Source organism: Pseudomonas sp. SW-3 (assembly GCF_016615645.1).
Taxonomy (GTDB): domain Bacteria; phylum Pseudomonadota; class Gammaproteobacteria; order Pseudomonadales; family Pseudomonadaceae; genus Aquipseudomonas; species Aquipseudomonas mandelii.
Map to the genome: position 1 here is coordinate 3,169,227 of NZ_CP067098.1, position 12,743 is coordinate 3,181,969.

General features: G+C 61.1%; 13 protein-coding genes. 10 read left to right on the top strand and 3 right to left on the bottom strand.

All coding sequences use genetic code 11. The features are described 5' to 3' along the window. The first annotated feature begins 6 nt into the window (after positions 1-6). A complete protein-coding gene (locus JIO00_RS14185) occupies positions 7-1,848 on the top strand; it encodes a nitric oxide reductase activation protein NorD (RefSeq protein WP_145307133.1) in 1,842 nt (613 codons plus the stop codon). A gap of 15 nt (positions 1,849-1,863) precedes the next feature. Here the strand turns inward: JIO00_RS14185 and JIO00_RS14190 are convergent, their stop codons facing one another. Together JIO00_RS14190 and JIO00_RS14195 are read right to left on the bottom strand one after the other, a co-directional pair. Continuing rightward, positions 1,864-2,064 (bottom strand): protein DnrP, encoded by a 201-nt coding sequence (locus tag JIO00_RS14190; RefSeq protein WP_077748430.1) that lies wholly within the window; start codon positions 2,062-2,064, stop codon positions 1,864-1,866. Further along, positions 2,061-2,744, bottom strand: coding sequence for a Crp/Fnr family transcriptional regulator (locus tag JIO00_RS14195; RefSeq protein ID WP_010460193.1), 684 nt, complete (start codon positions 2,742-2,744; stop codon positions 2,061-2,063). The genes JIO00_RS14190 and JIO00_RS14195 overlap by 4 nt, the downstream gene beginning before the upstream one ends. 484 nt (positions 2,745-3,228) lie before the next feature. Here JIO00_RS14195 and JIO00_RS14200 point away from each other — a divergent pair, with 484 nt between their 5' ends. Then, entirely contained in the window at positions 3,229-4,419 is a 1,191-nt protein-coding gene (locus tag JIO00_RS14200; RefSeq protein ID WP_010460195.1) for an NnrS family protein, read from the top strand. Positions 4,420-4,447: 28 nt separating this feature from the next. Then, complete coding sequence (locus tag JIO00_RS14205; protein WP_010460197.1) at positions 4,448-4,885, top strand: CopD family copper resistance protein; 438 nt, start codon at positions 4,448-4,450, stop codon at positions 4,883-4,885. A 137-nt stretch (positions 4,886-5,022) separates the two neighbouring features. Here the strand turns inward: JIO00_RS14205 and ytfE are convergent, their stop codons facing one another. After that, entirely contained in the window at positions 5,023-5,697 is a 675-nt protein-coding gene (gene ytfE / locus JIO00_RS14210) for an iron-sulfur cluster repair protein YtfE (protein WP_017338886.1), read from the bottom strand. A gap of 155 nt (positions 5,698-5,852) precedes the next feature. On the opposite strand from ytfE, the gene norR reads away from it, so the two are divergent. The 7 genes from norR to ubiT all read left to right on the top strand — a co-directional run bounded on the left by norR (position 5,853) and on the right by ubiT (position 12,632). Next, complete coding sequence (gene norR, locus JIO00_RS14215; RefSeq protein WP_010460201.1) at positions 5,853-7,382, top strand: nitric oxide reductase transcriptional regulator NorR; 1,530 nt, start codon at positions 5,853-5,855, stop codon at positions 7,380-7,382. 88 nt (positions 7,383-7,470) lie between these two features. Then, positions 7,471-8,118 carry a pyridoxamine 5'-phosphate oxidase gene (gene pdxH / locus JIO00_RS14220; protein WP_010460203.1) on the top strand — a complete coding sequence of 216 codons (648 nt, stop codon included), beginning with the start codon at positions 7,471-7,473 and terminating at the stop codon, positions 8,116-8,118. A 244-nt stretch (positions 8,119-8,362) separates the two neighbouring features. After that, positions 8,363-8,917, top strand: coding sequence for a molybdenum cofactor biosynthesis protein B (gene moaB / locus JIO00_RS14225; RefSeq protein ID WP_154911720.1), 555 nt, complete (start codon positions 8,363-8,365; stop codon positions 8,915-8,917). Further along, entirely contained in the window at positions 8,914-10,149 is a 1,236-nt protein-coding gene (locus tag JIO00_RS14230) for a molybdopterin molybdotransferase MoeA (protein ID WP_010460208.1), read from the top strand. The genes moaB and JIO00_RS14230 overlap by 4 nt, the downstream gene beginning before the upstream one ends. 122 nt (positions 10,150-10,271) lie before the next feature. Further along, the gene (gene ubiU, locus JIO00_RS14235; RefSeq protein ID WP_010460211.1) at positions 10,272-11,267 is read left to right on the top strand and encodes a ubiquinone anaerobic biosynthesis protein UbiU; all 996 of its coding nucleotides are present in this window, start codon (positions 10,272-10,274) and stop codon (positions 11,265-11,267) included. A gap of 10 nt (positions 11,268-11,277) precedes the next feature. Beyond that, positions 11,278-12,168, top strand: a complete 891-nt coding sequence (locus JIO00_RS14240) for a U32 family peptidase (protein WP_200668538.1) — start codon at positions 11,278-11,280, stop codon at positions 12,166-12,168. Then, positions 12,162-12,632, top strand: a complete 471-nt coding sequence (ubiT, locus tag JIO00_RS14245) for a ubiquinone anaerobic biosynthesis accessory factor UbiT (protein ID WP_010460215.1) — start codon at positions 12,162-12,164, stop codon at positions 12,630-12,632. Before JIO00_RS14240 ends, ubiT begins: the two co-directional genes overlap by 7 nt. Positions 12,633-12,743 lie beyond the last annotated feature (111 nt).

Below are 12,743 nucleotides of genomic sequence, written 5' to 3' on the forward strand. Positions count from 1 at the left end.
ATGATCATGGCCTTTACCGTCGAACTGGAAGAGTGGGTCGGCAGCGTCTGGCATCGCTTCATCACCCGGCGCGCCAGCCCGGACTTCCCCGAAGCACGCGTTGAACTGGCCAGCCAGCAACGTCCGCTGGCGCTGCTGTTTCGCGCCATGGGCGGCGCCAGTGGCATCGGTGTCGAAGCCGCCAGCGACCGCGATCTGCTGTTGCGGCGCAACGTGTTGCAGCAGATCGCCGGCACCTGCAAGCAAGTGCCCCTGGCGTGGTGCGATGCGAGCAACCTTCGTCTACCGTCGAGCCTCGCGGTGTTTCCCGAAGTCGCACTGAACGAAGAACTCTATCGTTGGCTCGCCTTGCTGGCGGCACAGGCCGGCCAGATGCGGCACTGGGGACGGGACAATCAACGCTGGACGCAACTGCTGTTAGGGCGTTATCCCGCGTTGCGTGCCCGGTACAAACGTCTGGTCGATGCTCACCTGCAATTGCGCCCGGATCCGGCCACATTGAGTCGTGGCGAAGCGGCCCTGGAACGGGCGTTATGCCAGGCGCTGCGCGAGCCCGGCAGTGTCGAACATTTTCCCCGCAGCGAACGGGCCGCGTGGCCGTTGCCCCTGTGGTTGTACCCGCCGCAAAACCTTGCGAGCCCTCAGGCTGCCGACCTGGGGGAGGAGTCCGAAGAATCGTTGACGACCCCGCCCGGTGAGCAAAAGGGCGCAAGCAAACGCGCCAAGCGGATAGATGAAAGCACCCGCGACGGCGGGTTGTTAATCGTGCGTCTGGAGAACCTGTTCAGCTGGACCGAACACGTGGACCTGGATCGCTGGTCGGACGACAGCGAGGACCCGGACGCGGCCAAAGTCGCCGAGGACCTCGACGAGTTGAGCCTGTCGCGCACCCGTCTGCGCAAGGGCGGCGGCCTCAAGCTGCACCTGGATTTACCACCGGCCGATGTCGACGATATTCCCCTGGGCGAGGGCATCAAGTTGCCGGAGTGGGACTATCGCAAACAGCAGATGCAAGACGCCTTCGTCAATCTGCAAATGATGGTGCCCCGGGACTGCGAGGCGCAGCCACTGCCGCCACGGCTGAAAGCTTCGGCGCACCGTCTGCGGCGCCAGTTCGAGCACCTGCGCAATGACCGCCAATGGTTACGCCAGCAACCCCAAGGGTCTGAACTGGATATGCAGGCCTGGCTGGATTTTCACGTTGAACGCGAGCATGGCCAGTGTGCGGAACGCGGTTTGTTCATGGAACAACGGCAGACACGCCGTGACCTGGCGTGCCTGTTGCTGGCCGATGTGTCGATGTCCACCGACGCGCACCTGAACGATGAGCATCGGGTGATTGATGTCATCCGCGACAGCTTGCTGCTGTTCGGTGAGACCCTGTCGGTGCTCGGTGATGATTTCGCCTTGTACGGGTTTTCCTCGTTGCGCCGTCATCAAGTGCGGATGCAGGAACTCAAGTCTTTCACCCAGCGTTATGACGACAACACCCGCGGGCGTATTCAAGGGCTCAAACCGGGTTATTACACGCGCATGGGCGCCGCCATCCGCCAGGCCACCCAACTGCTGGGCAAGAGCAAGCGCCGCAGCAAATTGTTGCTGCTGCTCACGGATGGCAAACCGAATGATCTGGACTTGTATGAGGGACGTTACGGTGTTGAAGACACCCGCGAAGCGGTGCTGGAGGCGCGGCGCAAGGGGTTGACGCCGTTTTGCATCACGATTGATCGCGAGGCCGGGGATTACCTGCCTTACATGTTCGGCGCCAATGGCTACACCTTGATCCGTCAGCCCGAGCAATTACCTCTGCGATTGCCGCAGCTGTACCGCCAGTTGACCCAACCTTGAGGGGGGGACGCAGCATCAACTGATGCCGCGTGGCAGCCAGAAAAACATCGTCACGCAGAAGATCGTCAGGCCAATGCAGAACCACGTGAATCGGCGCAGCCGACATTGCGCCGCGTGTGCGGCCAATACTGGCAAGGGCATGCCGCACTGGCGGCACTCGGTTTCTTGTGCGGGGTTGGCGCGTTGGCAATACAAGCAGACGGGCATGGCACTCACTCAAACTGCTCCAGGCGCAGACGATCGAGAATGGCGATCTGGCGGCCGTCCTGGGTGATGATGTTTTCATCGATCAGGCGACGGATAATCCGCGAAAAGGTTTCCGGCTGGATCGACAGGTGCCCGGCAATCAGTTGCTTGGCCATTGGCAATTCGAATTGGCTGCCAACGGTTTGCTGGCGCACCAGTTGCGTCAGCAGATAACGCACGACCCGGTGGGTGGCGTTTTTCAGTGACAGGGTTTCGATTTCGTTGACCCGTTGATGCAAGCGAACGCACAGCTTGCCGAGCAGCGCAAAGGTCAGGCGGCTGTTACTTTGCAGCAGGCGCATATAGGTGCTGTTGGATAACCGATAGAGCTGAGTGGGGCAGATCGCTTCGGCCGAGGCCACATAGTTCGGGGTGTCCATCAGCATCATCGCTTCGGCGAAGGTTTGCCGGTCACCAATGACCTCAAACACTTTCTCCTGCCCGTCCGGCGTCAGGCGATAGATTTTCACCGCGCCGGCAATCACGAAATAGAACGAGTCTGCCGGCTCGCCCTGACGGAACAACGGTTCGCCTTTGTCGATGCTCAGCAAATGGCTGGTACTCATCAACTCATCCAGCTGTTCTTCGTTCAACGGCTCGAACAAGTGATGACTGCGCAGAATCTGGTGATGGACGCGATGAAGCACCATAAGAATTCATCCTGAAGTTTGAAGAGGGGATGGCGATCAAGTCAAACGAGGCCCAGCGAGACACCGCTGGCCAACGCCAGCACCGAGGTCAGCACCACAAACCAGGCCAATGGCTGGATGACTTTTTTCATGACGACTCCTGGGGATCGAGAAGGATCAGGTTTTCCTTAATTTCTGAACCATTGAGCAAGACGCGGGCCATGCCTGGAGTCCTTTGTTTACTGGGGCTGCCAGATAGGAGGGTAAAAACGACCACGGGGTTTAGGGTTCAAATAACCCTTTGATGGTCATTTCTACCCTGGCCCGGTCCCGCAGGGGCGCGGGTCCTCTCACCACAGCGGGCGAATGAACATCAGGGCACGGCCCTTGCACACTTGATCTGCGACAAAGGCAATTAATCGTCAATACCCGATGATTGCCCCCGGACTTGCCTCGACGCGTGTGGGTTGGCGTCAGGTCAGCAGCAAGGTAAAGGAGTAGCTTTATGCAAGTGCTTGACCGCCGTAAAGCGATGGCTATCGCGCCGCTGTTGCGTTTGGCCTTTCGGCCGTTTTTCCTCGCCGGCTGCCTGCTGGCGGTGCTGGTCATTCCGCTCTGGCTGTTCGCCTTCAGTGGTGAGCTTTCCGGCTGGCAGCCGGCGGGTGGCTGGCTGAACTGGCATCGACACGAATTGCTGTTCGGATTCGGCTTGGCGATCATCGCCGGCTTTCTGCTGACGGCGGTGCAGACCTGGACCGGTCGCCCCGGCATCAGCGGGCAACCACTGGCCATGCTGGCGCTGCTGTGGTTATTGGCGCGCGTGGCCTGGCTGGTCAATGCACCGTTGCCGGTGCTTGCGGTGCTGGAACTGGCGTTCCCGCTGGCGGTGGCTGCGCTCATGGGATTCACCTTGTGGAAGGTGCGGCAGAAACGTAACTACCCCATTGCGGTGGTGTTGCTGCTGTTAGCAGCGGCCGATGGGTTGTCCCTGTATGGTCTGGTCGAAGGTCATGAAGGCTGGCAGCGTCAAGGCGTGTTGACGGGTATGTGGCTGGTGGCGGCAATGATGGGTTTGATCGGTGGGCGCGTCATTCCGTTCTTCATCCAGCGCGGCCTCGGCAAGGTCGAGGGCGTAACCCCTTGGCCGTGGCTGGATTGGCTGCTGCTGATTGGCTCACCGCTGGTAGCGTTGCTCTATGCCGCGGGACCTGCGCTTGCCCCCGATTTCTGGGTGGGCCTGTTGTTCGCGGTGTTGGCCGCTGGGCATCTGGTGCGCCTGGTGCGCTGGCATGATCGCGCCCTCTGGCATGTGCCGTTGTTGTGGTCGTTGTACCTGGCTTATGCCTGGCTGGCGGTGGCCTGTCTCGGGATGGCGCTGTGGCATTTCGGTGTGCCGATCAATCCGAGTCTGGCGGTGCATTGCCTGACCATTGGCGCCATGGGCGGCCTGGTGCTGGCGATGATTGCACGAGTCAGCCTGGGGCATACCGGCCGCGCGCTGGAGCCGCCGTCGGGCATGACCCTGGCGTTCATTCTGCTCAACCTGGCCTGTCTGAGCCGGGTCGTGTTGATCCTGTTTTTCCCCTTGCCGGCGTTGTGGCTGGCCGGTCTGTGTTGGGTGCTGGCGTTTGCGCTATACGCCTGGCGCTATGGGCCGATGCTGTTGCAGTCCCGGGTGGACGGCCATCCGGGCTAAGCACGCTAACTGATGGAGGCTGCCGGTGATGTATCCCTTTTTACTGGTCACCCACTTGCTGGCGGCGATTGCCTTCATCGGCACGCTGTTTTTCGAGGTGGTGATCTGGCACAACGCCCGCCAGCAGGTGGCCGTTAGCGCGCAAACGAGCGCCGATCAAGCGATTGCAGTGCGTTCGCGCAAGGTGCTGCATGGCGTGGTGTTGCTGTTGTATGCCGCCGGTATCAGCCTGGCGTGGCAACACCGGGGTGTATTGAGTCAGCCGCTGGCGAGCAGTTTTGGTACGTTGCTGAGCCTGAAGATCATCCTGGCCCTGAGCATCATCGGCCATTACTTTCTGCTGGCGTACTGGCTGAAAAGTGCATGCCTGACCACGACCCGCGCCACTTGGATTCGCCGCAGCATCCTCGGGCACATGGTGTTGATCGTGATCCTGGCCAAGGCCATGTTCTATTGGCACGGTTGATCGCGCTGGAGAACCCGCAACCCTGTAACGGCGCCATTCGCGAGCAGGCTCGCTCCCACATTGGGATACCGTTCCCCTGTGAGAGCGAGCCTGCTCGCGAAAGCTGTGTTCACTGGTTTTGTATGACCCGCAATCGATCAATGGCGAGGTTTAAGTGCGTTGACGAACAACACGTTGTTTTCCAGATGGATGTGTTGCATCAAGTCATCACGGAACTCCAGCAGCCCGCGATACAGGGCACGCCAGGTATTACAGGCATCGGCCGGCGGGGTGATGTTGTTGGTCAGCGCAAGCAGCCTTTCCAATGCTTCGCCATGTTGATCATGTTCAAAGCGCAGCACCTGGATCGGCGGTGCGGCCTGAGGGCCGATGCCTTGTTGCAGCATCGGGAAGAGCACTTGTTCTTCCTTGAGCATGTGGCCTTCAAGTTCTTGTTGCATGTCGGTCAAGAGATCGGCCAGGCCGTTGGGGCAACTGCTGCGGGCACCATGGACCTGCTCGACGCGGCGGGCCAGACGAATCAGTTCCGGCAGTTGTTCGCGATGGCGGGCGTGGTAGCGCGCCAGAAGATGGGCGATCAACAGCTCCGAGGGTTCGTTGCGCCAGTCGTGCTGGGTTTCGCCGGTGTCTTGCAGCCGGTGCAGCGCATCGGCAATCAGGGCCGGATCGAGGCCTTTGCCAGCGGCCGCTTCAAGCAGGCTTTTATGCCCGCCACAACAGAAGTCCAGTTTAAAGGTGTGGAAGATCCGCGTGGCGCCGGGAATGTCGCACGCCAGTTGGCCGAGGCTTTGTTCCAATAGAGTCAGGCTCATCAGGGGTTCCTTGTTTGGATTTCAACGGTTCCCCAGGCTCATTGCATCTGACATGCCATATTTAACGTATTGAAAAATATGGCTTAATTTTTAGTTGTGGTGATAGACACCCGGACACTTTAGGGTGAATCCAACCATAGAGGGTAATAACTACCATGCTGCGTGAAAGCCTGGCGGCCGACCTGATCGTCGAGTTGCCGAATGCTGTGCGGTTGCAACGTTTGGTCCAGACCCTGCGCGAGTACTTCAACAGTGGCGCCGTGGGATTGCTGCGTCTGGATGACGACAGCCTCAGGCCGGTCGCGACGGTGGGGCTGGTGCATGAAGCGTTGGGCCGCCGGTTTGTCATCGCTCAGCATCCGCGGCTGGCGGCGATCATGGCGTCGCGCGAACCCACCTGGTTCGAGCCCGACAGTCGGCTGCCGGATCCATATGATGGCTTGCTCGACAATCACGCCGGCGAACCGATGCCAGTGCATGACTGCATGGGCGTGAGTCTGTATGTGGAAGGTCGGATCTGGGGGGCGATCACCCTCGATGCGCTGCATGCCGGGACCTTCGACAGCCGTGCGCGGGAAGAACTCAAGCGCTGCACCTTGCAGATCGAAGCCGCCGTGCGAGTCACCCGACTGGAACAGGAAAACCGCAGCCTGCGCTTGTCCCGCAGCGATATTCAAGACGTACGCAGACCGGCGGACGAAGGCGAAATCCTCGGGCAAAGTGAAGTGCTGCACCAGTTGCTCAATGAACTGGATGTACTGGCCGATTCCGAGCTGCCGGTGTTGCTGCTGGGCGAGACCGGCGTCGGCAAAGAGCTGTTCGCCCGGCGCTTGCATCGTCTGTCGCGTCGCAGTCATAAGCCGCTGGTGCAGGTCAACTGCGCCGCTTTGCCGGAGTCTCTGGCGGAAAGTGAATTGTTCGGCCATGTCAAAGGCGCGTTTTCCGGCGCCACCAGTGACCGTGCCGGGCGTTTCGATGCGGCCAACGGCGGCACGCTGTTTCTCGATGAAGTCGGTGAATTGCCATTGGCGGTGCAGGCGAAACTGCTGCGCACCCTGCAGAACGGCGAGATCCAGCGTCTCGGCGCCGACAAGCCGTTGCACGTCGATGTGCGCATCATCGCCGCGACTAACCGGCACCTGCCGGACAGCATCCGCGATGGTTTGTTTCGGGCGGATCTGTATCACCGGCTCTCGGTCTATCCGGTGCCGATTCCGCCGTTGCGCGAGCGGGGTAACGATGTGTTGATGCTGGCCGGGCACTTCCTTGAGCTGAATCGGGCGCGGCTTGGCTTGCGCGGTTTGCGTCTGTCGCCGGCCGCCGAGCGCGCGCTGCTGACTTACAACTGGCCGGGCAACGTGCGCGAGCTGGAACATGTGATCAGCCGAGCCGCGTTGAAGACGCTCAGCCGCGGCACGAGTCGTACCCTGATCATGACGCTGGAACCCGAGATTCTGGACCTCGACAGTGCCATGGGCGGGCAGGGCGTGGTCGTCGAAAGTCCTCTGGACGAAACGGCTGACGCGCCGTTCCAGCCCCTGGGGGAAGCGGTCGACGATTACCAGCGCAAGAAAATTCTCCAGGCCTTGAGCCTGTCCGGGGATAACTGGGCCAGCGCCGCGCGGATCCTGGAAATCGATCCCAGCAACCTGCACAAACTGGCGCGGCGGTTACGCCTCAAATAAGGCGGGGCATGCTCAGTGTTGATGGTGGTCAAGGTGCTGTTGCGCGAAGTCTCGCACGCTGGGCAGAACCTTTTCGGAGATCACCGTCATGCCCCTTTCTCTGGCACAGATGCGCCGCAACTACACCCTTTTTGGCCTGCAAGACGAGGCGGCGCTGGACGACCCGCTGGCCATGTTCCGACAGTGGATGCAACTGGCCCGCGACACCGAGCGCGCGCCTGTCGAAGCCAACAGCATGGTGTTGGCGACCGTCGACAGTGAAGGTCGCCCGCACTGTCGGGTCCTGCTGCTCAAGGGCTTTAGTGATGAAGGCTTCACGTTTTTTGGTCATTACCAGAGCGACAAGGGGCAGCAGTTGGCTGCTAATCCGTATGCTGCGATGACCTTTTTTTGGCCGGGGCTGGAGCGTCAGGTGCGGATCGAGGGTCAGGTGTCCAGGCTCGCCCCGACGCTGTCGGATGCGTACTTCGATTCCCGCTCACAGGACAGTCGCCTGGGCGCCTGGGCCTCACCGCAAAGCCGACCATTGGCCAATCGGGCTGAGCTTGAATCGCTGTTGACACAAACCACCCAACGGTTTGCCGGCCAGACCGTGCCGCGGCCCGAGCATTGGGGCGGCTACTGCTTGCAGCCGGATCGCCTGGAATTCTGGCAAGGCCGTGCCGACCGCTTGCATGACCGCCTCGATTACCGGTTGCGCGATGGCGTATGGCAACGGAACCGCCTGGCACCTTGAACCCGCAGAACACGCAGCGATGGAGAACAATGTGGGAGCGAGCCCTGCTCGCGATAGCAGTGGGTCAGTCGACATCAATGTTGCCTGACAAGCCGCTATCGCGAGCAGGCTCGCTCCCACAGGTATCGTGTGGCCTACACGTTCTTCATATGTCCCTGTAGAGGTACCTCCTTGGAGGAATAGGCTCATCGGGCATTCCAGTTCAGGCTTTGCCCCATACCCTCATTTACGGGAAGGCTTGGATATGGCCCATCTGGCGCAACGCACGTTTGAACCCCTGAACATAGCCGTACTGACCATCAGCGATACGCGCACCTTTGACACCGACACCTCGGGGCAGACCCTCACGGATTTGCTGCAAACGGCCGGGCATGTATTGATCGATCGTAGTCTGGTCAAGGACGATATTTATCAGATCCGCGCCAAGGTTTCCCACTGGATCGCCGACCCCAAGGTGCAGGTGGTATTGATGACCGGAGGCACCGGTTTCACCGCGCGCGACAACACACCACAAGCGGTCTTGCCGTTGCTGGACAAACACGTGGAAGGCTTCGGTGAACTGTTCCGTCAGGTGTCCCTTGCGGAAATCGGCATGTCCAGCCTGCAGTCACGGGCATTGGCAGGGATGAGCAATGGCGTGCTGGTGTGCTGCGTTCCGGGTTCGCCGGGCGCGTGTCGAACGGCCTGGAACCAGATCCTGCTCGAACAGCTGGACAGCCGCACCGGCCCATGCAATTTCGCCCCCCATTTGAAACCGCAAGGGCAACGGGTCGTCGACGCCTGCGAGACCCGCTCATGACCGGCCGGGTGTGTGACCTTGGTCACTTGATGCCGGTGGACGAGGCCATCAATCGTTTGCTGGACCAGGCACCGCCGCCGCCCCTGGCGCAAAAGATCGACCTGGATCAAGCCTTGGGTCGGGTGCTGGCGGCGGACATTCATTCCCCCGTCAACCTGCCGGCCTGGGACAACAGCGCCATGGACGGTTATGCCCTCAGGGCCGCTGACCTGCCACCGGAGGGTGGCTGGTTGTTGATTGGCGGACGAATCGCAGCGGGGGATTCGGCGTGCTCACCGTTGCTCGCGCAGCAAGCAGTGCAGATTTTTACCGGCGCTCCATTACCTGCAGGCGCCGACACCGTGGTGCCGCAAGAGCGCTGTCGGATCGAGGGCGAGCGCGTGTGGTTCCCGCCCGTCAGTACTGGCGATCACGTGCGCAAAGAAGGTGAGGAGGTTCGCCGCGGCGACCTGTTAATCCAGGCCGGCAAACGTCTGCGTGCGCAAGAAGTGGGGTTGCTGGCTGGCGCTGGCATCGGGCGGGTCGAGGTCTATCGACCGTTGCAGGTGTGCTTGCTCAGCAGTGGCAATGAACTGCGTGAGCCGGGTGATTCATTGGCGCCCGGGCAGATTTACAACAGCAATCGCTACTGCCTCGCCGCGTTGTTGAGCGGTTGGGGGGTCGAGGTGCATGACTATGGCGTCATGGCCGATGAGTTGGCCGCCAGCCGGCATGCCTTGAGCCTGGCGTCTTCGGAATGCGACCTGTTGTTGAGTTCGGGGGGCGTCTCGGTGGGTGAGGAAGATCACCTCAAACAAGCGATCGAGGAACTCGGCAGCCTGGATTTCTGGCGGCTGGCCATTCAGCCGGGCAAGCCGCTGGCCTTCGGCGAAGTCGCCGGCAAACCCTGGATCGGCATGCCGGGCAATCCTTCGGCGGCGCTGATTACCGCGTTGGTGGTGGTGCGCCCGTTCCTGCTCAGGGCTCAGGGCGTCAGCGATGTGTTGCCGGCGCCACTGGCCGTGCCCGCCGGGTTCGATTGGTTGCAGCGCAACAAACGTCGGCAGTACCTGCGGGCTCGGCTGACACCCGGTGCTGATGGTCAGTTGAGCGTGGAGCTGCACCCTCAGCAAAGCTCGGCGATGTTGACCGCCGCGTGCTGGGCCGATGGCCTGGCGGTGATCGAGTGCGAGCAGCAAGTGCTCAAGCACGACAACGTGATGTTCCTGTCCTTCGCCGACCTGATGCATTGATCGCAATTGATTGCCGTCAAGGCCGTGCCTGCCGGTCTCGCTAGACTGGCAGCGCCTTTTTCGATCGCTGTGCCACAGGCATCGAGGGAGGGTCCAGACGCGTTTTTCCATGAGGATTACCCATGCAACTGGTCTGCCCGGCAGGCAACCTGCCTGCGCTGAAAGCGGCGGTGCGCCAAGGCGCCGATGCCGTTTATGTCGGTTTTCGCGATGACACCAATGCCCGGCATTTTGCAGGGCTGAACATGGACGACAAACAATTCGACGCGGCGGTCGCCCACATCCGTCAGCACCAACGCAAACTCTACGTCGCGGTCAACACCTACCCGCAACCCAAGGGCTGGGAACGCTGGCAGCGCGCGGTTGATCGCGCCGCCGATTTTGGTGTGGATGCGCTGATCGCCGCCGACCCCGGCGTACTCAACTACGCCAGCCAGCGGCATCCGCAACTGGCGCTGCACCTGTCGGTGCAGGGTTCGGCGACCCATGCCGCGGCCCTGGAGTTTTATGCGCAGCGCTACGGAATTCGTCGCGCGGTACTGCCTCGGGTGTTGTCGTTGGCGCAGGTGCGCCAGGTCGCTGCAAGCAGCCCGGTGCCCATCGAAGTCTTTGGCTTCGGCAGCTTGTGCATCATGGCTGAAGGGCGTTGCCATCTGTCTTCGTACATTACCGGTGAGTCGCCGAACCTCTGTGGCGTCTGCTCGCCGGCCAAAGCGGTGCGCTGGAGCGAAGACGCCGACGGCTTGAGCGCACGGCTCAGTGAAGTGCTGATCGACCGTTACACCCCTGAGGAACCCGCCGGTTATCCGACCTTGTGCAAAGGCCGTTTCCTGGTCGGCGGCAAACGCTTTCATGCGCTGGAAGAACCCACCAGCCTCGACACCCTGGACTTGCTGCCGGAATTGACGGCCATCGGCGTCGAGGCGGTCAAAATCGAGGGCCGGCAACGCAGCCCGGCGTATGTCGAACAAGTCACCCGTGTCTGGCGTGCGGCGCTGGATGCCCATCGTGGCTCGCCGGGCAGTTTTCGGGTCAAGGAGGAATGGCGCCGGGTGTTGGCCGGTTTGTCCGAAGGCAGCCAGACCACTTTGGGTGCTTACCATCGATCATGGCAATGAGGGAGGCGACATGAAGCTCAGCCTTGGACCGGTCCTGTTTTATTGGGACAAAGCGCAACTCAGCAACTTTTACGCCGAGATGTCGGCCTTGCCCCTGGATGTGATTTATCTGGGGGAAACCGTGTGCTCGAAACGCCGGTCATTTTCATTGGATCAATGGTTGGGCCTGGGGCGCGAGTTACAAGAATGCAGCCAGGCACAACTGGTTCTCTCCAGCCTGACGCTTATCGAAGCGGCCTCTGAGCTCTCTAGCCTGCGGCGGCTCTGCGACAACGGCCAACTGTTGGTGGAAGCCAACGACATGGGCGCGGTGCAGTTTCTGGCCGAGCGCAAGTTGCCGTTCGTGGGCGGTCCTGCGCTGAATGTGTACAACGGGCATACGCTCACGCAACTGCTGGACGGCGGGATGACCCGTTGGGTGCCGCCCGTGGAGTGTTCGGCGACGCTGATTAGCGATGTGCTCGATCAGGTGCGGGAACTGGGTCGAGAGGTCCCGGAAGTCGAAGTCTTTGCTTACGGGCATTTGCCGTTGGCCTATTCCGCACGCTGCTTCACCGCGCGGGCGGAAAACCGGCCCAAGGACGACTGCCAGTTTTGCTGCATCAACTACCCCGACGGTCTGCCGCTGACCAGTCAGGAAGGGCAAGCACTGTTCACCATTAACGGCATTCAAACAATGTCGGCCGAGGTGACCAATCTCCTGGCAGATTACGCGGGTCTGGTGGCCTGCGGCGCTGATTTGTTGCGACTGAGCCCTCGTTATCAAGGCATGGCGCAGGTCATTGCCGCCTATCAACGGGTTCGTCTGGGCGAGACACCGCCGGTGTTCGTCGACGGTTGTAACGGTTACTGGCATGGCAAGGCCGGCATGTTGCGCATCGAGGAGGTCGGCCTGTGTTGAATCGGAAGAAGTGGCTGCTCAAAGGCGCCGATCGGTTGTTGCCACTGGTGCGCCGGGTGCCTTTTGCCGTGCAGCGTCTGGCGTTGCAGCAGGCGTTGAATCGTTGCCTTGCCGAGCCGTTGCGCGACGGCGAGTTTGAAGTGTTGCGTGGGCGCTGGTTGTGCCTGCGGATTCCGGATTTGGGCTTGTCCTGGTATTTGACGCTGACCCGTCAAGGGTTGCGAATTGCCGAGCATGCCACGGCGCATGTGACCATCAGCGGTAACTGGCGCGAGTTTTTATTGCTGGCCAGCCGTCAGGAGGATCCGGATACGTTGTTCTTTCGCAGGCGTTTGGTGATTGAGGGGGATACGGAGTTGGGGCTGGCGCTGAAGAACCTGATCGACAGCCTCGATCCCGACGTGTTGCCTGTGTGGCTGTGGCGCAATCTGGAGCGGGCAGGGAAGGGGTTGGCGACGGTTTGACCCACACAGATTAACTGTGCGAGCGAGCTTGCTCGCGAAGGGGCCAGTCCATCCATATGGAGGCTGACTGACACGCCGCCTTCGCGAGCAGGCGCGCTCCCCCTGTTGGAT